Origin of the sequence: Nocardia sp. NPDC051321 (assembly GCF_044455225.1) — a bacterium.
Lineage (GTDB): Bacteria > Actinomycetota > Actinomycetes > Mycobacteriales > Mycobacteriaceae > Nocardia.
This window is the reverse complement of the sequence record NZ_JBITEM010000024.1, coordinates 34,116-56,577: the sequence shown is the minus strand read 5'-3', so window position 1 is coordinate 56,577 and position 22,462 is coordinate 34,116. Positions and strand designations below refer to the sequence as shown.

The following is a 22,462-nucleotide window of genomic DNA, read 5'->3' as shown; positions in this document are numbered from 1 at the left end:
ATGCGGGTTCTGCTCACCGGTCACCAGGGGTACCTCGGCACCGTCATGGCGCCGATCCTGCGCGCCAACGCGCACGAGGTGGTCGGTCTCGACGCAGGCTTGTTCGCCGACTGCGTGCTCGGCGAGCTGCCCGGCGATCCGCCAGGACTCACCATGGATTTGCGGGACGTGACCGTCGAGGAGCTGCGCGGCTTCGACGCGGTCATCCATCTCGCCGCGCTGTCCAACGATCCGCTCGGCGCGCTGGCGCCCGAGCTCACCTACGCCATCAATCATCACGCGTCGGTCCGGTTGGCCAGGCTTGCCAAGGAGGCGGGCGTGCGGCGATTCCTCTACGCCTCCACCTGCTCGGTCTACGGTGCGGCGGGCGCGGATCTGGTCACCGAGGACGCGCCGCTGCGGCCGATCACCCCGTACGCGGAGAGCAAGGTACGGGTGGAGGACGACGTCGCGGCGCTGGCCGACTCCGGCTTCTCCCCCGTATTCCTGCGCAACGCAACGGCTTTCGGATTCTCACCGCGTTTGCGGGCGGACATCGTGCTCAACAACCTGGTCGGCTACGCCGCGCTGACCGGCGAGGTGAAGGTGCTCTCCGACGGCACACCGTGGCGGCCGCTGGTGCACGCCCGCGATATCGCGTGGGCGTTCGCCAACTGCCTCACCGCGCCGCCCGTGGCAATTCACTGCCGCGCCTTCAACATCGGCACCGAGGCCAACAACCTGACCGTCGCCGACATCGCCCGCGCGGTGGTGGAGGCGGTGCCCGGCTCGCGGCTGAACATCACCGGCGAGAGCGGGGCCGATCCGCGCTCCTATCGGGTGGACTTCTCGGCGGCCCGGGCCGCCATCGGGTTTCGCGCGCTGTGGACCGTGCAGGCCGGGGCGGACGAGCTGTTCCAGGAGTACACCGCGCGCGGCCTCACCTACGACGACTTCTTCCAGAAGTTCACCCGGTTGCCGCAGCTGGAAAGGCTGCGCGACGCCGGCGTGCTCGACGAGTCGATGCGCCGGGTGCAGCCAGGCACCGCCCGTGTTCCGGCTACTTAGGCACCGGCCGCCGTCACAACGCCGCGAGCAGCTGCTGCCAGCTGCCAGCGGCGGCGTCGCGGGCGGACACCAGGGTGACCGGCCGCGGCCAGGCGATGGCCAGGTCGGGATCGTGATAGGCGACGCCGATGTCCTCGGTGGGGTCGTGCGGGCGATCGATGCGGTAGCAGACGTCGGCGCCGTCGGTGAGGGCCTGGAAGCCGTGCAAGAATCCGGGCGGCACGTACAGGTGCCGGAACGTCTGGTCGTCGAGCAGGAACGCCTGCTGCCTGCCGAACGTCGGCGAGCCACGCCGCAGGTCGACAAGCACGTCGTGCACCGCGCCGTGCGCACAGCGCACCAGCTTCGCCTCACCGCGCCCGGAGCGCCCGTGCATGCCGCGGACAACGCCTGCGGCGGAACGGGATTGGGAATCCTGCTGGAACGCGGCCGCGGCACCCGCGGCGCCGAGACAGGCGTCGAACTCCGCCGCGTCGAAGGTTCTGGTGAACAGGCCGCGATCGTCGCGAAACGGTTCGGGGATCAACACGAGGACGTCGGCAAGCTCGGTCTGCTCGATGCGCACCACGCCATGGTGCCACGGGTACCCGCGTCCGCGGCGCGCAACGCAGGGGCCTCCCATGTATCCCCGCGCTGACGCACGCCGTTGCCGGGGTTGCGCGAGCATCGATCTCAGCCCGGTGCTCGATCTCGGCATGGTCCCCGCCGCCGACTACTTTCCACCGGCCACCTCCCCGGTCGGCCTCGGCGAGACCGCCCATCCACTCCGGATGGACCGGTGCGCCCCCTGCGGTCTCGCACAACTGGCCGAGGACGACACCCGAGCCGAGGAACCACGCGGCATCGAACCGGCGGCACTACGCGACCAAGCCGCCGACGCGGTCGCCAAGGTCGCGAAAGCCGGTCTGCTGCAAGGCAAGACGGTGCGCGAGTTCGGCAGCCCGCACGGCGGCACCTGGGTGCCGTTGCTGACCGGCCGCGGCTACTCCCCGACCGACGGTGTCGCCGATGTGGTGCTCGACTGCTTCGGCCTGATGCACGAGCCGGATCAGCGCGCGGCGTTCGCGGAGCGGGCCGCGGCGACGGCACCGGAGGGCCTGCTGCTGATCCAGTTCCATTCGCTGGCGACCATCGTCGCTTCGGGTCAATGGAACGCGCTGCGGCACGGCCACTTCGCCTACTATTCGCTGTCCGCGCTGAGCCGATTGCTGACCGCCGCGGGCATGAGTATCACCACCGCGTGGCAGTTCGACCTGTACGGCGGCACCGTGCTCGTCGCCGCGCGGCACGGCACGCATCAACCCGATGCCGCGGCGCGCGAGATCCGCACGCGGGAACGCGAATACACCGAGCACGCCGCCGTGCGCACCCTGCAGCAGGCCGCGGACGGGCATGCCGAGGTGTTGCGCCGCTGGCTCACCAGGCATGCGGCGCAAGGTGATCGGGTCTACGCGTACGGTGCGGCGTCCCGCGCGGTGGCGTTGTTCAGCCTTGCCGGTGTCGATCGCGGGCTGATCACCGCCGTCGCCGACGCCTCGCCGGCCAAGCAGGGACGCCGGATGCCGGGCACCGACGTGCCCATCATCGCGCCCGCCGAACTCGTCGCGGCCCGACCGGATCTCGTGCTGCTGACGCTGCCCGATCTGCTGCCCGAGGTCCGCGCCCGCTATCCGGAACTCGACGGTTGCTGGATTGTCGACGACCCGGCCGACTCGACCGTCAAGGGAGGATAAAGTTGCCTCGAATTCGCTGCCCCCCAGCGCGTTTGTTGCCCGTTTGCTCTATGCGCTTGTTCTGACATGATTTCGTTTACCGAACACCTGACAGCCCCCGATGATCGATGAAGTTCTTCGCTCCCGTGTGTTGGGGAGCGGGCGTCGAGCGAACTACCACGCTCGGCCAGGTGTGTGTGCAGAGGGGACAACCTGATGAGGGAAAACACGCAGCAATGCGGCCGAAGTGTCCGAATGTTCGCGATCGCCACGGTGTTGGCGTCGGGACTGGCCTTCGGAACCGGCACCGCGGCAGCGGTCGTCGACAGCAGTAACCAGGTCATCGATCAGCAGGAGCGGTCGATCGAGGCCATCCAGTCCGACACGAGGATCGATTTCGTGCCGCCGCTGGACGGAAATCCGTTCACCCGCGAGTGGTTTCACACCGGCGAGGCGTCGTTCAAGGTCGCGGGCCCGAACGCGAGCGACTGGCGCGGGCACATCACCGTCGGCTATCAGGTCGGCTATCCGGCGACGCTGAGCGGGCGGTTGAAGTTCGGCTACTCGACACCGGATCTCGGGCTGGATCTGGGCGGCGACAGCGGTGCGCTGCTCAAGCTGAACGGGCTGATTCCGCGGGCTGGCATCGAACTGGAGGTCGGCCTCGGTCCCGGCATCCAGACCGTCGAGTTCGCGGGCGGCGACGTCTCCGGCACCGGGGGCCTGATCCGGATCGGCGGCTTCCACGGCACCGTCACGGGAGTGGTCGGCCAGACCACCATTCGGCCGTTCGTCAAGGTCGTCAGCGGCAACGGTGACACGGTGTACACCTACGGGCGGCTCTGGACCATCTGAAGCCCGTCCGACGCGTCGAAGCCGCCCTGACACTGTCCGGGCGGCTTCGGTGTCGGTGCGATCAGACCAGCAGATCCGGGCGGTTCCGCACGGTCGCCACGGTACGAACCCGCAGGCGGTACAGCGCCGCCCGCGCCAGCCGGGTATCGCCGGCCAGCACGTCGCCGCGGCTCACCAGGTGCGGATAATCGCCCGCGATGCGGTGATGGAAGCGGTACATGTCGGTCAGCTTGCTCACCGTCGAGGTGCGGCTGCACAGGTTGAACGACGAATTGCGCCAGGCGGCAAGGATTTCCGACATGCCGAAGAACGCACCGAACGAGGAGACCCTGGCGAACAGATCGACGTCCATCGGGAACACCAGGTCGCCGCGCAAGCCACCGACCAGGTCGAAGTGCTTGCGGTAGAACATCGCCGCCGCGGTCGGCCCGAAATCGGCGGGCCCGCGCCGCACGATGACCCTGGCCAGCGCCCGCGCGCTCTGCCTGCCGAGCAGTCCGGCCAGACCGAGTCCGCTCTCCAGTAGCGCGCCGTCCTCGTCGATCACCTCGAAGCGACTCGACGAGATGGCGATCGTCGGGTCGTCGGCCATCACCGCGAGCTGCGTGGCCAGCGCGCCAGGGCGTAGCACGTCGTCGGCGCAGACGACCTTGATCAGATCGCCGCTGGACGCGGCGATCACCTTGTTCCAGTTGTCGCCGATCGGTAGCACGGAGTCGTTGCGCAGCACCCGGATTCGCGGGTCGTCGATCGCGTGCGCGATGGCGCCGGTGTCGTCGGTGCTCGCGTTGTCGAGCACCACGAGTTCGAAGTCCACGTCTTGGTCGAGCACCGAGCGCAGGGTGGTGGCCAGGGTGCGTCCCGAGTTATAGGCAGGAACGCAAACCGACAGTTTCGTCATGACTTATCCCCCTAGCTGATGGGCCGGGCGCACCGGTCCGCTTTCCACCAGGCGGAAGACCCGTTCGAGCCCGGCCCTGCTGGCTTCGATCTGTTCGATTGCCTTCTGCTGCAAGGCCTCTCGTACCGCCGGTGCCTCGTCCCAGGACGCGCGCACGGCCTCGGTGAGCGTCTTGTCCAGTGCCGGGTCGTCCAGGTGCACGATCCGCAATCCGGTGCCGAACATCTGCGCCAGCCCGTGGAACTTGTCGTCGTAGTACTCCGAGGCGGTGATGCCGACCGCCGGAATACCTTGGGACAGCGCGAAAACCGCGAGATGGTAGGCGCTGGTGACCAGCACCCGGCAGCCCGCGACCTGACGGGCCACATCGTGCGGCGTGCCACCCCGGCCTACGGCGGGACGCGCACTGGGCGCCCCCGCGAGCAGCGGCAGCGTGGAAAGGCGATCCTCGGAGGCGTATTCGGAGATGATCAGCGGCACCACCCCGGCGTCGAGCTGCCCGGCGCAGGCGCGGACCACCCGGCCCAGCGTCGCCTGCGCGGCGGCAGTGACACGCGAGTAGTCCGCCACCCGCAGGCACAGCCCGATATCCGCGCCGATCTTGGCTTGCCGCAGGCGATAACCGAATTCGACGGCGTCGTCACCGGTGACCAGCACCCGTCCCGGCGCGACGCCGAACCGCGACAACAGTTCTGGGCCGCGCCTGCCCTCGCGCAGCGCGAGGAAATCGACGTCGGGCAGCACCTCGGCCGCGCGCCGCACCAGCGCCGGATCGCGCAGCGGACCGAGGCCCTGGCCGACCACGGCCGTCGGAATGCCGCGCGAGCGCGCGTGTTCGAGCAGGTTCAGCGTGCGGTGCGCCTGGTAGCGGTCGACGTCGGTCATGTACCCACCGCCGAGCGCGAGCACCAGCGACGCCTGCTCGACGGCGGCCGGGATCTCGACCGGGAACTCGGTCTGCTCCGGCGTCGCGACGTGTTCGGTGATGCCGGGTCCGGCGTTGCGTCGCCGTGCCGCGGAGCGTAGTGCGCGCAGCCGGTCCTTCGGCCCGTCGGTCACCGCCCGCCAGCGTAGCGCGGCCGGACCGACCAAACGTGTTCCCGCCGAACGACTCAGCCGTCCGGACCAGCCGTCGCGGCCCCAGCTCCAGTCGGGTCCGCATAGCGGCTCCGCCTCGGGTAGCAGCGCCCGCAGAATGCCGGGTTGGTGCGTGAGCACCCCGATCCTGGCGCGCGGCCAGCGTGCGCGCAGCCGCTCGACCGTCACGGCCATCATCGCGATATCGCCGCGGTTGCGCAGCCAATATTCGCCGTTTTCGACGAGCACCCTGATATCGCCCGTTGCGATATCGGCGCGCTCGGCCTCGGAACCTACGGTCCCCACTGTCCATACCCTCCCGCCAGCCCCCCGCGGGTCGGTCCGTGCCGAGCACGAACTCGTTGTGAAATCTACCCCACGCTATGCATCGCGGCTACCGCGCGCAGAGTTACCCGACAGCTCCGGGCAACTTACTCCGTTGCGCGCGAAGGTACTTCGTGCCGACCGGATTGTTTGGTTATCCGCCCGGTGTAGAGCGCGCTGAGCGAAGCACCGGCGAACGCCGTGCAATAGTCCACGAGTTCGTCCATCGGCACGTCCAACCGCCCGCCCTGTTTCTCGACCAGAACGCGCTCGAGCATGCCAACGACCGACAGTGCGTAGATGTCCACGAGTTCGGCGGGCGGGCGTGTTTCGGGCCGCGCATCGGTGGCGGTCGCGGCGACCAGCCGGGCGAATCGCCACAGTGCCTCGCGCATACGGTGTTCCGCGCCGGCCCCGGTGGGTTCGACGAAGACGATGCGGAGGGTGCGCGGATCCGCGCCAAGCGCCGTGAGGAACGTGCCGATGCCCGCGCGCAGCTTGCGGGTTCCCTCGGCCCGTTCGGCGTCGACGGCGACGGCCACCGCCGCGAAGAGCTCCGCGATGACCCGGTCGAACACGGCGGCGAACAATTCCTTGGTGCCACCGAACGATTCGTAGAAGTACCGGTCGGTGAGCCCCGCCGCGCGGCACAGGTCCTTGACCCCGGTCGCCGCGTAGCCCTGGGTCCCGAACAGTTCCAGGCCCGCGTCCAGCAGCTTGCTCCGCCGCGCCGCGACGCGGTCCGCCGCCCCGACCCCGCCGTATGGCCGCACCGGCCGTCGCTGCTTGGCGTCCCCGCTCATCAGTCGCCCCTGCTCGTCATCCCGGCATTGTCTCCCATCGCGCGCGTTCATCTGCTAAATATGACTATCAGGATAGTCAGAAATGGGGTCGTGCAGTGACAGCTCAATATCGGGACAGCGCGGTCAGCAGGCGATCGGTGCTGCGTGGCGCGGCGGGTTTGGCCGGAGCCGCCGGTTTGGCGGCGACCGCGGGTCCGGCGGCGGCTCAGGTGACACGCAGGCGAAACGGCCCATCCCGCAACACGGTCGCGGTGCTCGGCGCCGGTATCGGCGGGCTCACCGCGGCACACGAACTCGCCGAGCGCGGCTTCGAGGTGACCGTGTTCGACCGCAAGGAGCTCGGCGGCAAGTCACGCACGATCCCGCTGCCCGGCACCGGCGTCGACGGCCGGGCGCCGCTACCCGGTGAGCACGGGGCCCGCGGTTTCACCTCGTTCTATCACCATGTGCACGACACCATGCGCCGCATCCCACTCCCCGGTACGCGGAACACGGTGCACGACAACCTGATTCCGTTCTCGGTCAACGACCCGCGCTATCCGCGCGCGAACAATCTGCCGGACGGCTTCCCGCTGATGTTCGGCTTCTACTTCGATCCGCGGCAGGCGCTCACCCCGGATGGGTTGCAGCGCATCCTGGTCGAGGGGTTCCTGAAGAACAACCTCATCCCGCTGCCAGAGGCCATCCACATGGCCGGGCGGGTGGTCACCTATCTGACCTCGAGCGAGGACCGCCGCTTCGGCCAGTGGGAGCACGTCAGCTGGTGGGACTTCGTCGGTGCCGCGACCCGGTCGCCACAGTTCCAGGCCCTCGCCGCAACGGGTTTGACGCGCGCGCTGGTCGCGGCGAAAGAGTACGTCGCCAGCACTCGGACGATGGGCAACATGATGGAGGGCTTCTTCCTCGCCCTGTTGCAGGAGCTCACCGGCGGACCCAAGGTCTACGAGGTGCTCAACGGGCCGACCAACGAGGCCTGGCTGGATCCGTGGCTCGCCATGCTCACCGACATGGGTGTGCGGTTCCGGCCCGGACACGCGTTGGACGGCTTCGAGATCGCGGGCGATCAGATCGGCGGCGCCCGAATCCGCATGCCGGACGGATCGACTCGGCTGCACCAAGCCGACTGGTATGTCTGTGCCGTGCCGACCGATCGCGCCCGGCGCCTCTGGACGCCCGAAATCCGCGGCCTCGACCCGGATCTCGCGCGCATGGACGAACTCACCGTCGACTGGATGAGCGGCATGCAGATGTTCGTCACCGAAAAGCTGGAACTCGGCGCGGGATACAACATCTACCTCGACGCACCGTGGCGGCTGACCTCGTACTCCCAGTGCGCGTTCTGGGATGTCGACTACGCCGGGAAGTACGGCGACGGCACCATCAACGACGGCCTCACCATCGACATTTCCGACTGGGACACCCCCGGCATCCTGTTCGGCAAGACCGCCAAGAACTGCACCCACGACGAGATCTACCAGGAGACCTGGGCCCAGCTGGCCGCCGCGCTCAACGACGACGGCAAGATCCAGCTCAAGGACGGCATCGTACGAGACTGGCTGCTCGACCCAGGTATCACCTGGCAGAACGGGCAGAACCAGAGCGATGAACCGTTGCTGATCAACACCATCGGCTCGTGGGCGGCAAGGCCCAACGCGCACACCAAGATCCCCAACCTGTTCCTCGCCGCCGACTACGTGCGCACCAACTTCGACCTGGCCACCATGGAGGGCGCCAACGAGGCGGGCCGCACCGCGGTCAACGCGCTGCTCGACGCCGCGGGCTCGCCCGCCGCGCGGGTCCAGATGTTCACCCGCGAGTCGATTTCCGCCTTCGAGCCGCTGCGGCAGGCCGACGCCGCGCGCTACCGCGCCGGGCAGCCGAATCTGTTCGATCTGGGGTGACTCGTCGGTAGCTCGCCGACTGCCCGACCAGAAAGGCCCCTGTCCCCTAGACTTTTGCGGGAGAGGCGAGTTCACCGACAGCGACTCGTCCGCCATCACCGCCAGTAGGGGGCATGGGTGACGGGACGTACCGACACAGTCCGGGTGCACATGACGGGTTCCGAATGGTTCGCGTCCGCGCCTGGCGGGCTCAACCGGTACTTCACCGACCTCTTCCAGGCGCTCACCGAGCAACCCGGTGCCGAGGTGTCCGCCGTGGCGTTCGGTGCCGACTCCCCTACCACCTCCGGCGCCCAATCATGGGGCGGCTTGGGCGGTTCCACGCTGCGACGAGCGCGGACCGCGTTCCTCGATCGCGCCGAACTACATCCCGGCACCGTGCTCGATCGGCACTTCTGTCTCTACGGTCCGGCCGCCATCGCCCGGCGCGGCCGCCTACCGCTCGTCGTCCATTTCCACGGGCCGTGGGCCGCCGAGAGCCGGCTCACCGGACAGAGTGAAACGGCGGTGCGCGCCAAGTATCTGCTCGAGCGCGTCCGATATTCGGGAGCGGACCGATTCGTGGTGTTGTCCAACCACTTTCGCGACGTACTACATACCGACTACCGGGTTTCCTTGGACCGCATCGCGGTGATTCCGCCTGGGGTCGACCTTGATCGTTTCCAGGCGTCCCCAGTTCGGCAGGAGACAGGCGTCCGAACTGTGCTGTGTGTGCGCAGGCTCGAACGCCGGATGGGCATCGATACCCTGCTACGCGCCTGGCCCGGCGTGCTCGCCGAGCATCCGACGGCCCGCTTGACGATTGTCGGCACCGGGTCGGCTGGGGACGAATTGCGCTCCGCAGCAACATTACTCGGTGATACCGTCGAGTTCGCCGGGCACCTCGACGATCGGCGCCTCACCGAACTCTACGAACAGGCGGAGCTCACCGTCGTGCCAACCACCGCCCTCGAAGGCTTCGGCCTGATCGCGCTCGAATCCCTGGCGGCGGGCCGCCCGCCCATCGTCACCGACTGTGGCGGACTACCGGATTCGGTACGCGGGCTCGACCCGTCGCTCATCGTGCCGGCGGGCGACGCCGACGCGCTCGGCGCTCGCATCGTCGCCGCACTGGACGGCACCGTGCCCACCCCCGCCCAATGCCGGGCCCACGCGGAAACTTTCTCCTGGGATGTCACAGCCGAGCGGCATCTCGCGATGTACCGGGCAATCAGGCAATGAACAGGGCCCTGTTTCTCGCGCACACCGCGGCGCCGTCCGGCGCCGAGCTCGCCACGCTGCGGCTGGTGTCCGCGTTACGCGACCAGGGACGGCTAGGTGTCGCCATGGTCTACACGGAGGATGGCCCGATGGTTGAACGGATGCGCGCACGCGGGGTCGAAACCCGGGTGCTGCGTGGCCGATTCGAGAGCCGGGCGATGACCATCGACTCCGGGCCGCTCGGCCTGGTCGCCGGGTTCCTCCGGCTGCTGCGACTCGGCTGGTCGCTCGGTGCCACCGCCAAGGAGCTCGGCACGAACATTCTCGTCGCGGAGAGCAGCAAGGCCCTGGTGATGGGCGCGGTCGCCGCGCGCCGCGCCCGTGTTCCCCTGGTCTGGCAGGTGCACGACCGCATTTCGGCCGACTACTTCGGCCGGCTGCCCACCCTCGTGCTGCGGCTGCTCGGCCGACTCTGCAGCCGCGGCTACCTCGCCAACAGCCGAACAACGCTGAGTACCTTGCCGATCGGACGTACGCCGGCACTCGTCGCCTATCCCGGCGTCGAATTCGGTACCGAGGCGCCGCGTCCCGACCAGCGCCCGCCCGCCGACACCGTGGTCGCCGTGGTCGGCCGGCTGTCCCCATGGAAGGGCCAGGACGTGCTGCTCCGCGCGCTCGCGGCGACGAAAGTGCGCCCACACCAAGTATTTCTGATCGGCGGTACGTTCTTCGACGAGGAGCCCTACCGCGCCGAACTCGAACGCCTCGCGGGGGAACTCGGCTTGCCGGTCACCTTCACCGGCCACGTCGAGGACCCTGCCGCGTACCTGCGCGACACCGACATTCTGGTGCACAGCTCGGTGCTGCCCGAGCCGTTCGGTCAGGTCGTGGTGGAGGGCATGCACGCGGGCTGCGCCGTCATCGCCTCGGTGCCGGGCGGCCCGGCCGAGATCATCGACCCCGGCGTCGACGGGCTGCTCGTCGACGGCGGCGACGAACACCAACTCACCACCGCGCTGGACACCCTCATCGGCGACCCGGCGCTGCGCGCCAGGCTCGCCATGGCGGCCCGCCTGCGCGCCAAGGACTTCGACATCACCGAAACGGCGCACACGGTCGCCGCCTTCCTCGACGACATCGCACAACGCAACGACGCCGCGGGCACACCACACGCACCGGAGAGAGCCCCGCATGGCTGAACACCCGACCAAGAAGGTCCAAGACCAGCCGCCGGCACCCGACGCGACGCAGCGCCGAAATCCGCAGCACCGCATCGGGTTTCTCGGCATCATCCGCGATATCGGTTACGTCAGCTTCGGCAAGTACGGGCAGTACGTCGTCACCATAGTGACCGTCCCGCTGACCGCCAGGGTGCTCGGCACGCACGGCCTCGGCCTGCTCGCGATCGGCATGTCCGCCTATTTCATCGGCTCGCTGCTCGTCGACCTCGGCATCACCTCGTACCTGGCCGCACGGGTGCACGACGCCGGCCTGGGCGGAGACCGCCTCCGGCACATCAACCAGCTGCGCGGCGATTACCTGGCCATCCGCGCCGGCTCCCTCGGCGTCCTCGGGACCGCGCTGCTGCTCAGCTACGCGCTTGGCGCACCCATTCATTTGGAGATGATCCTGCTCGGCCTGTTCGCGGGTGGCTTCTGGTCGGCCTCCGAGGACTGGTTGCTCATCGGACAGGGCCGCTTCGGCGCCTCCACCGCCTACCAGGGTGTCGGACGAATCGGCTACCTCGTGCTGCTTGTGGCCGTGCTGCCCCGAATGCCCAACGCCCAGGTAGCGGTGCTGTGCCTGCTGGTGTCGTCCATTCCCACCGTCGTGCTGACCTGGTGGGACTCGCTGCGCACCTTCGGGCCGCCGACCCGCCCGCGCGGCGTGCGCACCGTCTTACGTACCGGCGCACCGGTTTTCATCTCCCGGCTGTTGGTGACCACGTACGGCCAGGGCGCGGCGGCGGTCTACTCCGCGGTACTCGACGCCGTCTCGCTCGGTCTGTATTCCGCAGGCGATCGCCTGGTCCGCGCCATCCAATCCACCCTGGACCCCATCGGTTTCGCGCTACTACCGCGGATGGCGCGCAAGAGCGCCGACGACAACTTCTGGCGGCATGCGCTGCAGGCGCTGATCGCCTGCGTCTGCACCGCGACGGTGGCGGCCGCGGCGGTATGGCTCACCGCGCCCTGGCTGATCCACCTGGTGTTCGGCGAGGACTTCGCCGCCGCGATCGGGCTACTGCGGGTGGAGATCTTCGTGCTACCCGCCACGGCGATCACCTCATTCGTCACCACCGCCGTGCTGCCGGTGCGCCAGGACACCACCGGCGTGCTGATCGGCGCGGTGCTGGGCACCTGCGTAGCCGCCGCGGCGCTGGCCATCGCGTTTCGCACCCACTCGGTGTGGACGTTGGTCTACGGCACCGTGGTCGTCGAATTCACCGTCGCCTCTTGGTATCTGCTCCGAATCCGCACGTTGATCAACCGTGAGCGAGTAACACCGCCCGCTGGTCCCGCGATTGTGCTGATGCGGGAGGAGGGCGGGTCATGAGAATTCTCTACCTCGGAGATGACTGGGTCGGCAGCAACGCCCACTCGCTCGCCGACGGCTTCCGGCAGGCCGGGCACGACGTGGTGGTCATCGACACCACCCGGGTCACCCTGCCGTCCAGACTGTCTCCGCCCTGGGTCTATTCGAAGCTGGCGCGGCGCCGCGCACCGTGGAACGTCGCCGGGTTGCACGCCGAAATCGACAGGGCCGCCGCCGAATTCCGGCCGGACATGGTGTTCGCGTTCAAGGGCATCCACCTCGACCAGCGCAGGCTGCTCGATCTCCCCGCCCGATGGCACGTGCACTACAGCCCCGACGATGTCGCCAACCCCGCGAACACCAGCGCGGAATACCTTGCGCACGAAGCGGAATGGGACCACATCGTCACCACCAAGCGGCACAATGTAGCCGAGCTGCGCGACCGAGGCGCCCGCGCGGTCACCTTCGTGCGCAGCGCCTACGACCCGGCCTGGCATCATCGCACCGCGCGCCGCGGGACCCGGCAGTTCCTGCTCGGCTTCATCGGCGTGTGTCGTCCGGACCGGCGGGCCGACCTGGTCGGCCTCGCCCGCACGCACGGCGCCCGCATGCTGGTGCGCGGGCCGGGCTGGCGGCGGGTACCCGAATTGCGTTCCACCGGAGCCGAAGTCGGCGGCGCCGTCTACGGCGAGCGGTACTCGGAGGTGGTCGCGAGCGTCACCGCCAATCTGGTGCTGCTCAACTCCGACAACCGCGACACCCACACCTGCCGCACCTTCGAAGTACCCGCCGCCGGTGGCCTTTTCGTCGGCGAACGCACCGACGAGCACGCGGAACTACTGCAGGACACCAGCGAATGCTTTCTGTTCGCCACCGCCGACGAGCTGTTCACCATCCTCGACTGGTGCGCGGCTCATCCCGACAAGGCCGCCGCCGTCGCCGAGGCCGGGTACCAGCGGATCCTCGCGGGCAACCACCGCTACGTGGACCGGGCGCGGGAGATCATCCATGCGATCAGCTGAGCCGACATCATGACCGCCTTTACCGAGGTGCTCCTCATCGTCCTCGCACTAATCACCATCGCGGGCGCGGCCACCGCGGTCCCTGGCGTCGCCCGGGTGTTCCTGATCGCGCAGGCGGCGTTCTGGTCGCTGTCGTATGTCGCGCGGCCGGTGGTGCTGCTGTTGGTGCAGCCTGCGCCGCACTTCGGCGACAATGTGCCGGACCCGAGGCTGGCCCAGTTCGGCTACGACCGCGGCATCGCGCTGGTGCTCCAGCACGTCGTCTTCGGACTGTGGGTGTATGCGGCTTTCGTTGTCGCCTATGCGTTTTGGGCCAGGCGGCATCCGCCGCTCAAACTACCGTCGCTGACCGGCGACCCGAATTTCGTGCCGACGCTCGCCGCGATGTACGGCGTCGGGCTGCTCGGCCGGGCCGCGTCCTACGCCTCCGGTTCCATCGGCAGCGCGGGCGACGTGGAAAGCGCCAATCCGATCCTGGCCTTCGTCGCCATCCTGGCGACCATCGCGGCCCTCGGCCTGATCATCTTCGTCCGGCCGGAACGCCCGCGCACCACCTGGCTGATCATCGGCGGGTTGCTGCTCGGCGAGCTGGCCTGGACCGCGATCGTCGAATCGAAGACACCGATCATCGGCGCGGCGATGGCCATCGCGGTCCGGTTCGCCATCCTCGGCTGGACCAAGCGCAAGGCGGTGTCCGTGGCGGCCATCGCGGTGCTCGGCATCGGCGGGTTCGGCTGGCTGCAATCGCTGAAGCAGACCCAGTACGCGAAAGCCGAGTCGTCGCTGGCGAATTCGGGCTATCCGCCGGTCGTGCAACCATTCCTGAGCATCCTGCGCCGGTTCGATCTGCTCGAGGCCGCCACCGACGCCTACTTCCATCAGCCTGGCTTCTGGCTGACTCCCGCCGAGGCGCTGCGACATGCCGTCTACAGCCTGATTCCCAGCCAGCTCCTCGGCACCACCAAGTTCCAGTCCGGCACCGAGTGGGCCATGGAGGTGCGCGGCGCCTCGGTCGACATGACCAAGGTGTCGGTGTCGCTGGCCGAAGGCAATCTCAACGAAGGCTTTGTGCTCGGCGGTTATCCGGGCGTTGTCGTTTGCGCCGCGTTCACCTTCCTGCTGCTGCTCGCCTGGGCCAAGGCGCTGTATTCGCGTTTCTTCCCGATCGTGGTGCTCGGGCTCGCGATGACCGGCGCCTCCGCGCTGTTCGAACGCGGAATTCTCGGCAGCATGGAGAATCTCGGCAAGTTCCTGCAGGCCGCCGTGCTCGCCTGGCTCATCTCGCTGGTGGTACGCGAGTACCGGCGGCGCACGCAGTCCGAATCGCTGTCCACCGCGGCGTCAGCACGTACCGCCGCACCTGTATTCGTCGGGGCATCCACCATCGAAAAGAGAGAATCCCCATGGGATTGATCGACTATTGGCATATCGCGCGCCGACGCTGGGTCATTATCGTCGCGGTGGTGGTGCTGTGCCTAGGCGCTTCGGCCGGATATCTGAGCACTCAGCCGACCACCTATGTCGCCACCAGCAGCATGTACGTGTCGATGGCGACCGGAACCTCGGTCAACGACTCCTACCAGGGTGGGCTCGCCGCGCAGCAGCGCGTCCGCTCCTACCTGGACCTGGCCACCAGCGCGACCGTCGCCAAACGCGTCATCGACGACCTCGGGCTGAAGATGTCCGTAAGCGAGGTACAGAGCAAGATCAAGGCGTTCTCCCCGCCCGCCACCACGAACATCGTCCTCACGGTGCAATGGTCGACCGCCGAGGGTGCGCGCGACTTCGCCAACTCGGTCACGGCCCAATTCCGGCGCCTCGTCGACGAATTGGAGACCATCGAGCGCGACGCGGCGCCGGCCGCGCGGATCACCGTTGTCGACCGCGCCGAGGTGCCCACCGCGCCGAGCGGGCCGCAGGCGAATCGCATTCTGGCCCTTGGCTTACTGGCCGGGCTCGTGCTCGGCTGCGCGGGCGCCTTCATCCGCGATCGCACCGACCGCACGCTGCGCACGTCCAATAGCCTGGAAGCCATTCTGCCGGTACCGATCCTGGGCATCATCGACGCGGGCCGTCCCGGCGCCCCCGACGAGACCCGCAGGCTACGCACCAGGATACTGCGCGAGGGCGAGGCCAGAACCATGCTGCTCACCAGCCTTTCGTCGCGTTCCGAGCCGGACGTGCCGATGACACTGGCGAAATCGTTCGCCGACATGGGCAGCAAGGTGGTGCTCATCGACGCAGACACCTCCGGCGCCGGAAGCTCGCGCGCCTTGGCCGAAACCGGCGTCGGTCTGGCGGCGGTGCTGCGCGGCACCACGCCCGTGCACGAGGCGCTGACCGAATGGGCCGAAACCGGCGTCACCATGCTGCCGCTCGGCGAAACCGACAGCCAGACACCGGATCTGCTCGCCTCGGACCGCTTCGCGGCGATCGTCGCGAAACTCCGCACCGACTACGACCACGTCCTGGTGCAGACCGCACCGATCACCCATGCCGCCGACGCCATCGCGCTGGCCCCGCTCTGCGAACAGACCATCGCCGTGGTGTTGCTCGGCAGCACCACGGCGCCGCAATTACGCGGCGCCCTGGCCACATTCGGCGACAACAAGCTGACCGGCGCGGTAGCGTACAGCGAGCCGGTCAACCGGCTGCAGCGACTTACCGGGAGGCTGCGGCGATGAGCGAGCCCAGCGAACGAACCGTGGTACAGCGCGTCCCGCGCCCGGTGCGGCCGAGCGCTAGCGAGGCGCGATCATGAACGAAACCGTTGGCCGGCGCAGCATGCTCGCCGCGGCGATCGGCGCGGTGGGTGCCGCGCCGGTGCTCGCCGCGTGCGGCAGCTCCCCGCAGGCATCCCCGAGCATCGAATTCCGTTCCCCGCACGTCACCGACGCACCGGCCGCGCGCAACGTCCGCGACTTCGGCGCGATCGGTGACGGGGTCGCCGACGACACGGCCGCGATCGCCGCCGCGGCGGCGGTGCCCGGTGGCGTACCACTGGTGATGTATCTGCCGGCGGGCCACTACAACGTAACGGCCTGGCCCGAACTCAGCGACTACGCAACGGTTCTCGGCGACGGCGCCGATGTCAGCGTGGTGAACTGCATGGTCGATACCACGCTCATCGCGCTGCGCAAGCGCAGCCGGGTGCGTTTCGCCCGCCTCGGCTTCTACCTGGCCGGGCCCAAGGCGACGGGCGTGCTGCTGTCCGAATGCTTCCGGTGCTCGTTCGATTCCGTGGTGATCCGCGGCAATCACATCACCGAGAACTATCCGCGCTTCGTCGAACAGCGTGGCGTGGTGCTGGAGAGCAACACCGGCGGCACCGCGTTCCTCAACTGCGACATCAACAATTTCGGCTACGGCATCGTCACCTCCTGCATCCAGAACTATGTCACCTCGTCCAAGCTGACCAGCAACTACATCGGGGTACTCGGCACCGGCAACGATCACAACGCCGGATTGGCGCTCACCAACGTCGAATTCGTCTCCGACGCCGACCCGCACACCACCGACAAGCACATCCTGATCGACGGTGCGGCGAACGACTGGTGGCTCACCAACGTCTGGTTCGAAGGCGCGGATATCGCACTGTCCATCGGCAAGGCGGGCGGCGGCGGGCCCGCGCAATTCGGCATGATCAATTGCAAGGTCGCCGCGCGCACCGTCGGCATCGACATGATCTATTGCCGCCAGCCGTATCTCGCCAATGTCCAGTTCGACAAGGACCTGGAGAAGCCGCCCATCGAGCTGCGGATCGATCCGAACGGCTGCCCGGAGGGCACCGCGGTGAACCTGATCTCCACGGCGGCAGACGATCTCAATCCGGCGCAGTTTCCGCCTCGCTGGCATGTGCTCGGCCGCACCAGCACGCACGCGCCGCAGATCACCGGGACCATCGTGGCCAAGGCCGGGCGCGGCGACGGCGACGTCTTCCAGGCACAGTCCGCCGACGGCGCGCTACGTTCGGCCGTACTGGCCAGCGGCACTTGGCTTTCCGAGCAGACGGAGGGCGGGATCGTACTCAAAGACGCATCCGGGACATATTGGCGGCTGTCGGTCTCCACCGAGGGCGTGCTCAAAACGATGTCACTGGGCAAAACCCGACCGCGCGAGTAGGCGCCATGTCGACCAGCCCGACCTCGTTGGCGCGCATCAGTCTCGGTCCCGTATCGCTGCACGGCAACGCCGTCGTGCTGCGCCAGGCGCGCATCGCCGACTACCCACACTGGCGGCGGATCCGACTGCGAGATCGGCGCTATATCGAGCCCTTCTGGTACAGCTCGACGCTCGATTGGGCGGCGCGGCACTGCGGAACTCATTGGGTCCGTGAGTGTTTGACGAGTCGCGCGGAGGCGAGGGCGGGTCGTCGGCTAGCCACGGTGATCGAGGTCGATGGCCGGTTCGCTGGTCAGGTCGAGCTCGGCTCGATCGACACCGCCACCGGCGCCGCGGAACTGGGCATCTGGGTGGACACCGAGGTGGCCCGGCACGGGATCGGCGGCATGGCGGCGGCGCTGCTGATGGACTACGGCCTCGAGCAGATCGGCCTGGAGCGGATCACCGCGCCGATCTCGCCGGAGAATATCGCCGCCGCGCACGGCGCCGCCGAGCTCGGGTTCCGGCGAGAGGCCCTGATGGGCCGCTATTTCGACGTGGGCGGTGCGCGCCGCGACCACGAGCTGTGGGCGGTCACCCGGGCGGATGTGCCGCCGAACGGGTTCGTCGGCTCCTGGCTCGACCGCTACGACACGCGTGCCCCGCAACCGCCCGCAACCGAGGACGCGACGGAGGGTTCGTTCCCCAGGATCGCGGTGCTCGTCGCTGCCGCGCGCTTCTACGCCGGGCGGGTTCTGCATCTCCTCGATCCGCTGCGGTCCGCCCGGCCGATCCGGCTCGTCGATCCCGAACGCCAGGACGTGGTCCTGCGAAGTCGGCGACTGTCCGACTGGCGCCGGTGGCGCGCCGCGCGGTTGTCCAGCCGTGCCGCGCTGGCGCCCGACTCGCTGATCGCCGACGACGCGTGGGCAAGGCAACACGGCAGACTCCGGTGGCTGCGCCAATTCCTCGGTGCCCGTCCGGGTTTGCGTGCGGCGAGTGGGCTCGTATTGGCGATCGAGGTCGATGGTGGGTACGCCGGCGAGGCCAGGCTGTTCGATCTCGACATGTTCGACCGCAATGCCCGCATGTTCGTCTGGACCGACCCGAGTCACGGCGACGACGTCCGGACCGTGGCCACCCGGCTGCTGCTCACCCACGCCTTCGGCCCGCTCGGCCTGTGCCGGGTCTCGACGGCGGTCGAGCCAGGAGACGGCCGTTCCGCCGACGTCGCCGCGCGCGTCGGGATGACCCGCGAGGGGCGCATGCGCTGCTACGTCGGCGCCACCGGTCACCGTGGCGACCACGACCTGTGGGCGGTCACCACCGGCCCGGTGGTCGAAACCGACGGGGAAGCCTCGGCGCCGTCCGCGATCAGGCCCACCGAACGTCAGTGAGAGACGCCAGCTCGAGCCGGCGGGATCACCGGATGATCTATGGCGGAACGGGTTCCGCCGTAATGGCACAAAAGCGACAGGCTGTATATCGAACGACCGACAAGCGACACTGTTGCGCGGACAAGCCGATCGCGCCGACGTACAGTAATGCGCAGAACCGGTGCGCGCAGGGAGGATTCGCGCAGGCAGTCTGCCGTGTGTGCGACCCGACTCTTCAGGAGCCCGACCATGGAGTCTATTTCCGAGGATCCGGCGGCAGCCCGCCGCTTCACCCGCAGCAACGAGCTACAGGCCAGGCTGCACGATCTGATACCGGGCGGCGCGCACACCTATGCCAGGGGCGCGGACCAGTATCCTGAGTTCATGGCGCCGATCCTGGTGCGCGGCAGCGGCTGCCAGGTCTGGGACGCGGACGGTAACCGCTACATCGAATACGGCATGGGCCTGCGTTCGGTCACCCTCGGTCACGGCTGCAGGCCGGTACTCGACGCCGTGCATCGCGCCATCGCCGACGGCATCAGCTTCAGTCGCCCCACCGAGCTGGAACTGCTTGCCGCACAAGACTTCCTGACCCTCGTCCCGGGTGCGGACATGGTGAAGTTCGCTAAGAACGGCTCCGACGCCACCACCGCCGCGGTCCGGTTGGCCAGGGCCGCTACCGGTCGCACCGCCATCGCCGTCTGCGATCAGCCGTTCTTCTCGGTGGACGACTGGTTCATCGGCACCACCGCGATGGACAGCGGCATTCCCGCCGAAATAGCCGCAGGCACTGTGCGATTCCGCTACAACGATCTGCCCTCGCTGGCCGCCGTGCTGGATTCGGGGACGGTGGCCGCGGTCGTGATGGAGGCCGCCACGGCACTGACCGAGCCGGAACCCGGGTTCCTGGAAGGCGTTCGGGACCTCTGCGACCGCAACGGCACGCTGCTCATCTTCGACGAGATGATCACCGGCTTCCGCTGGTCGGCGGGCGGCGCGCAGGCGGTGTACGGCGTGCGGCCCGACCTGTCCTGCTGGGGCAAGGCCATGGGCAACGGTTTCCCGCTTTCCGCGCTCGCGGGTAAACGCGAGTTCATGGAGCTCGGCGGCCTGCGCACCGAACGGGACCGGGTGTTCCTCCTGTCCACCACGCACGGCCCGGAATCGGGTTCCTTGGCCGCTTTCCGCGCGGTCGTGCGCGAATACCGGACCGGCGACCCCATCGCCAAGATGGAGCACGCCGGTCGCCGCCTGGCCGACGGCGTCAACGCGGTGGCCACCGAGCTCGGCATCGCCGACTACCTCCAGGTGCTCGGCCGCCCGTCCTGCCTGATCTTCGTCACCCGTGACCTGACCGGTCAGCCCTCCCAGGCATTCCGCACCCTGTTCCTCCAGGAGCTCCTGCATCGGGGGGTGCTCGGTCAATCCTTCGTCACCTCGGCCGCGCACACCGACGCCGACATCGACGAGACGATCGCGGCCTGCCGGGAAGCGGCCGCCGTCTACCGCAAGGCGATCGAGCAGGGCAGCGTCGACGGCCTCCTCGAGGGCCGCCCGGTGGCCCCCGCCATCCGCCGCCGCGCGGCACCGCGCCAGATTTCGCCGGAGCACCGATGACGCAGCCCCGCATCGCCGTCGTGCACGAGCGGTTCACCGAGTTCGGCGGATCCGAGGCGGTGGTCGGCGAGCTTTCCGAAACCTGGCCGGGGGCAGCGGTTTTCGCGCCCATAGTCGACCCTGCTGGCGTTCGCCCGCCGCTGACCACGGTCCACGACACTTGGCTCAGCCGCGCCTACGCCGCCTCCGGTCGCCGCTCGCACGCGCCGCTGCTCCCTTTCGTACCCCGCGCACTGCGCCGACTTCCCCTCCGGGACCGCTTCGACGCCGTCGTCGTGAGCCATCACGCCTTCGCCACCCAGGCGTCTTTCGCGACCGACGCCCCGGTCATCGCCTACGTGCACAGTCCGGCCAGATGGGCCTGGGACAAGGACTTTCGGGCACAGGAGGCGGGCGGGCGCGCGGGCCAACTCGCCCTCGGCGCGCTGGGACGACTGGCTCGCCGCGGTGAATTGCGTGCCGCGCCTAGGCTTTCCCACGTCGTCGCCAATTCGCGTGCCGTCGCCGTCCGCGTCAACGACTGGTGGGGGCTACCCGCGACGGTCACCTATCCCCCGGTCCGGATCGATCGCTTCACGCCGGAGCCGACGATCCCCCGCGAGGACTTCTTCCTCTTCGCGGGCAGGCTCGTGCCTTACAAACGGCCGGACCTGGCCGTTCTCGCGGCACAGCGAGCGGGCTGCAAGCTCGTCATCCTCGGCGACGGCCGGTTCCGCGCTCATGTGCAATCCCTCGCGGGACCGGAAACGACCTTTCTCGGCGCGACATCTCATGACGTGCTGCAAGACACCTACCGCCGCTGCCGAGCCCTGCTCATGCCGGGTGTCGAGGACTTCGGCATCGTTCCGGTCGAGGCAATGGCTTGTGGCACACCGGTTCTCGCCATCGATCAGGGTGGCGCCCTCGACACGGTCGAGCCAGGCAGCACCGGCGAACACATCCCACACGGCACCGACGAGACTGTCGTGGACCACCTTGCCAAAGCGATGCTCGACTTCGACCCCGCGGCCTACAACCCGGCAACCATTCGCGCGCATGCCGAAACGTTCTCCCCTGCTGCTTTCCGCGCCCAGATGGCCGCCACCGTCGCGCAGTTCCTGCACTGACTCGCGGATCGCGGGAATAGGGCCGGTCGCCCGGTGGTTGCGGGCGAAGGTCGAATAATCACGGGGCGCGCGAGGAGGCAGCAGTATGTCGCAGGTCATGGCCGATACCACCGCCGAGGGATCCGACGCACCGAGCGATGCCGGAGATCTGCGCGGCCGCACCGTCGTCCTGATCGGCGGCGGCTCCGGCATCGGGTTGCGAGTCGCACATCGAGTGGTTGCGGCCGGCGGCCGGGTGGTGTTGGGCGGCCGGACCGCTGCGCGGCTGGCAGTGGCGGCGAAGGAACTGGGGGACGCGGCCAGTTGGCAGACGGTGGACACCGGCGATACCGCGTCGCTTGCCGCCTTTTTCGACGGCATCGAGCGCGTCGATCATCTCTTCACCACGGCGGCGTCCTACCAGGTCGGGCCGATGCGCGAACTGAGCGCGGCCGAGGCCGCGTCACCGTTCGAGTCCAAGTTCTGGGGTCAGTACCACGCCGTCCGTCTGGCCGCGCCGAAGCTGGCCGCGGACGGATCGGTGGTGTTGATGTCGGGCGCCGCGTCGGCGCGGCCCGCCGGACTCGCTCCCGCGTATGTCGCCTGCAACGCCGCCATCGAAGGGCTCGGTCGCGGCCTCGCGGTCGAACTCGCGCCGGTCCGCGTGAATGTCGTCTCGCCGGGCACGGTCGACGGCCACCTGTGGTCGAACCGTCCGGACGCCGCCCGTGCGGCCGCCTTCGACCAGTATCGCCGCGAGACATTGCTCGGCCGCCCCGCCACCGAGGACGAGATCGCCCACTCTGTCGTCTATCTCTTCACCAACACCTTCACCACCGGTTCCACGCTCTATCCCGACGGCGGCTACACCCTCCGCTGAAACGAAACATGCTGCGACACAACGCG

General features: G+C 68.6%; 19 protein-coding genes. 15 read left to right on the top strand and 4 right to left on the bottom strand.

Going from position 1 to position 22,462, the window contains the following annotated elements:
- A complete protein-coding gene (locus ACIA8C_RS40390) occupies window positions 1-1,047 on the top strand; it encodes an NAD-dependent epimerase/dehydratase family protein (protein WP_397144311.1) in 1,047 nt (348 codons plus the stop codon).
- Between the two features lie 13 nt (window positions 1,048-1,060).
- On the opposite strand, the gene ACIA8C_RS40385 is transcribed toward ACIA8C_RS40390, so the two are convergent.
- Window positions 1,061-1,612, bottom strand: a complete 552-nt coding sequence (locus tag ACIA8C_RS40385; RefSeq protein ID WP_397144309.1) for a dTDP-4-dehydrorhamnose 3,5-epimerase family protein — start codon at window positions 1,610-1,612, stop codon at window positions 1,061-1,063.
- A gap of 55 nt (window positions 1,613-1,667) precedes the next feature.
- Between ACIA8C_RS40385 and ACIA8C_RS40380 the strand changes: the two genes are divergently transcribed.
- Together ACIA8C_RS40380 and ACIA8C_RS40375 are read left to right on the top strand one after the other, a co-directional pair.
- On the top strand, window positions 1,668-2,780 hold the full coding sequence (locus ACIA8C_RS40380) for a transferase (protein ID WP_397144307.1): 1,113 nt from the start codon (window positions 1,668-1,670) through the stop codon (window positions 2,778-2,780).
- 234 nt (window positions 2,781-3,014) lie between these two features.
- On the top strand, window positions 3,015-3,614 hold the full coding sequence (locus ACIA8C_RS40375; protein ID WP_397144305.1) for an MspA family porin: 600 nt from the start codon (window positions 3,015-3,017) through the stop codon (window positions 3,612-3,614).
- Window positions 3,615-3,675: 61 nt separating this feature from the next.
- On the opposite strand, the gene ACIA8C_RS40370 is transcribed toward ACIA8C_RS40375, so the two are convergent.
- The 3 genes from ACIA8C_RS40370 to ACIA8C_RS40360 all read right to left on the bottom strand — a co-directional run bounded on the left by ACIA8C_RS40370 (window position 3,676) and on the right by ACIA8C_RS40360 (window position 6,719).
- Window positions 3,676-4,515 (bottom strand): glycosyltransferase family 2 protein, encoded by an 840-nt coding sequence (locus tag ACIA8C_RS40370; protein ID WP_397144303.1) that lies wholly within the window; start codon window positions 4,513-4,515, stop codon window positions 3,676-3,678.
- A 3-nt stretch (window positions 4,516-4,518) separates the two neighbouring features.
- A complete protein-coding gene (locus ACIA8C_RS40365; protein ID WP_397144301.1) occupies window positions 4,519-5,898 on the bottom strand; it encodes a polysaccharide pyruvyl transferase family protein in 1,380 nt (459 codons plus the stop codon).
- A gap of 125 nt (window positions 5,899-6,023) precedes the next feature.
- Window positions 6,024-6,719 (bottom strand): TetR/AcrR family transcriptional regulator, encoded by a 696-nt coding sequence (locus ACIA8C_RS40360; protein WP_397144299.1) that lies wholly within the window; start codon window positions 6,717-6,719, stop codon window positions 6,024-6,026.
- A gap of 95 nt (window positions 6,720-6,814) precedes the next feature.
- Here ACIA8C_RS40360 and ACIA8C_RS40355 point away from each other — a divergent pair, with 95 nt between their 5' ends.
- The 12 genes from ACIA8C_RS40355 (at window position 6,815) to ACIA8C_RS40300 (ending at window position 22,436) form a co-directional block, all read left to right on the top strand.
- A complete protein-coding gene (locus ACIA8C_RS40355) occupies window positions 6,815-8,620 on the top strand; it encodes an FAD-dependent oxidoreductase (RefSeq protein ID WP_397144298.1) in 1,806 nt (601 codons plus the stop codon).
- Window positions 8,621-8,770: 150 nt separating this feature from the next.
- Window positions 8,771-9,841, top strand: a complete 1,071-nt coding sequence (locus ACIA8C_RS40350) for a glycosyltransferase family 4 protein (protein WP_397144383.1) — start codon at window positions 8,771-8,773, stop codon at window positions 9,839-9,841.
- The gene (locus tag ACIA8C_RS40345; protein ID WP_397144296.1) at window positions 9,838-11,019 is read left to right on the top strand and encodes a glycosyltransferase; all 1,182 of its coding nucleotides are present in this window, start codon (window positions 9,838-9,840) and stop codon (window positions 11,017-11,019) included. Before ACIA8C_RS40350 ends, ACIA8C_RS40345 begins: the two co-directional genes overlap by 4 nt.
- Window positions 11,012-12,376, top strand: a complete 1,365-nt coding sequence (locus ACIA8C_RS40340) for a lipopolysaccharide biosynthesis protein (protein ID WP_397144294.1) — start codon at window positions 11,012-11,014, stop codon at window positions 12,374-12,376. Before ACIA8C_RS40345 ends, ACIA8C_RS40340 begins: the two co-directional genes overlap by 8 nt.
- The gene (locus ACIA8C_RS40335; RefSeq protein WP_397144292.1) at window positions 12,373-13,377 is read left to right on the top strand and encodes a glycosyltransferase; all 1,005 of its coding nucleotides are present in this window, start codon (window positions 12,373-12,375) and stop codon (window positions 13,375-13,377) included. Before ACIA8C_RS40340 ends, ACIA8C_RS40335 begins: the two co-directional genes overlap by 4 nt.
- A gap of 9 nt (window positions 13,378-13,386) precedes the next feature.
- Window positions 13,387-14,790, top strand: coding sequence for a hypothetical protein (locus ACIA8C_RS40330; RefSeq protein ID WP_397144290.1), 1,404 nt, complete (start codon window positions 13,387-13,389; stop codon window positions 14,788-14,790).
- Complete coding sequence (locus ACIA8C_RS40325; protein ID WP_397144288.1) at window positions 14,781-16,061, top strand: GNVR domain-containing protein; 1,281 nt, start codon at window positions 14,781-14,783, stop codon at window positions 16,059-16,061. The genes ACIA8C_RS40330 and ACIA8C_RS40325 overlap by 10 nt, the downstream gene beginning before the upstream one ends.
- 70 nt (window positions 16,062-16,131) lie before the next feature.
- Window positions 16,132-17,499 (top strand): glycosyl hydrolase family 28-related protein, encoded by a 1,368-nt coding sequence (locus ACIA8C_RS40320; protein ID WP_397144381.1) that lies wholly within the window; start codon window positions 16,132-16,134, stop codon window positions 17,497-17,499.
- Window positions 17,500-17,504: 5 nt separating this feature from the next.
- Window positions 17,505-18,875: a GNAT family N-acetyltransferase gene (locus ACIA8C_RS40315; RefSeq protein WP_397144286.1), complete on the top strand. Its 1,371-nt coding sequence runs from the start codon at window positions 17,505-17,507 to the stop codon at window positions 18,873-18,875.
- Window positions 18,876-19,103: 228 nt separating this feature from the next.
- Window positions 19,104-20,471: a glutamate-1-semialdehyde 2,1-aminomutase gene (locus ACIA8C_RS40310; RefSeq protein WP_397144284.1), complete on the top strand. Its 1,368-nt coding sequence runs from the start codon at window positions 19,104-19,106 to the stop codon at window positions 20,469-20,471.
- Complete coding sequence (locus ACIA8C_RS40305) at window positions 20,468-21,577, top strand: glycosyltransferase (protein WP_397144282.1); 1,110 nt, start codon at window positions 20,468-20,470, stop codon at window positions 21,575-21,577. The genes ACIA8C_RS40310 and ACIA8C_RS40305 overlap by 4 nt, the downstream gene beginning before the upstream one ends.
- A 97-nt stretch (window positions 21,578-21,674) precedes the next feature.
- A complete protein-coding gene (locus tag ACIA8C_RS40300; RefSeq protein ID WP_397144379.1) occupies window positions 21,675-22,436 on the top strand; it encodes an SDR family oxidoreductase in 762 nt (253 codons plus the stop codon).
- Window positions 22,437-22,462: the final 26 nt, after the last annotated feature.

Coding starts and splice junctions, on each gene's coding strand:
- ACIA8C_RS40390 (WP_397144311.1), top strand. CDS start 1: ATGCGGGTTCTGCTCACCGGTCACCAGGGGTACCTCGGCACCGTCATG.
- ACIA8C_RS40380 (WP_397144307.1), top strand. CDS start 1,668: ATGTATCCCCGCGCTGACGCACGCCGTTGCCGGGGTTGCGCGAGCATC.
- ACIA8C_RS40375 (WP_397144305.1), top strand. CDS start 3,015: ATGTTCGCGATCGCCACGGTGTTGGCGTCGGGACTGGCCTTCGGAACC.
- ACIA8C_RS40370 (WP_397144303.1), bottom strand. CDS start 4,515: ATGACGAAACTGTCGGTTTGCGTTCCTGCCTATAACTCGGGACGCACC.
- ACIA8C_RS40360 (WP_397144299.1), bottom strand. CDS start 6,719: ATGAGCGGGGACGCCAAGCAGCGACGGCCGGTGCGGCCATACGGCGGG.
- ACIA8C_RS40350 (WP_397144383.1), top strand. CDS start 8,771: ATGACGGGTTCCGAATGGTTCGCGTCCGCGCCTGGCGGGCTCAACCGG.
- ACIA8C_RS40345 (WP_397144296.1), top strand. CDS start 9,838: ATGAACAGGGCCCTGTTTCTCGCGCACACCGCGGCGCCGTCCGGCGCC.
- ACIA8C_RS40340 (WP_397144294.1), top strand. CDS start 11,012: ATGGCTGAACACCCGACCAAGAAGGTCCAAGACCAGCCGCCGGCACCC.
- ACIA8C_RS40335 (WP_397144292.1), top strand. CDS start 12,373: ATGAGAATTCTCTACCTCGGAGATGACTGGGTCGGCAGCAACGCCCAC.
- ACIA8C_RS40330 (WP_397144290.1), top strand. CDS start 13,387: ATGACCGCCTTTACCGAGGTGCTCCTCATCGTCCTCGCACTAATCACC.
- ACIA8C_RS40325 (WP_397144288.1), top strand. CDS start 14,781: ATGGGATTGATCGACTATTGGCATATCGCGCGCCGACGCTGGGTCATT.
- ACIA8C_RS40315 (WP_397144286.1), top strand. CDS start 17,505: ATGTCGACCAGCCCGACCTCGTTGGCGCGCATCAGTCTCGGTCCCGTA.
- ACIA8C_RS40310 (WP_397144284.1), top strand. CDS start 19,104: ATGGAGTCTATTTCCGAGGATCCGGCGGCAGCCCGCCGCTTCACCCGC.
- ACIA8C_RS40305 (WP_397144282.1), top strand. CDS start 20,468: ATGACGCAGCCCCGCATCGCCGTCGTGCACGAGCGGTTCACCGAGTTC.
- ACIA8C_RS40300 (WP_397144379.1), top strand. CDS start 21,675: ATGGCCGATACCACCGCCGAGGGATCCGACGCACCGAGCGATGCCGGA.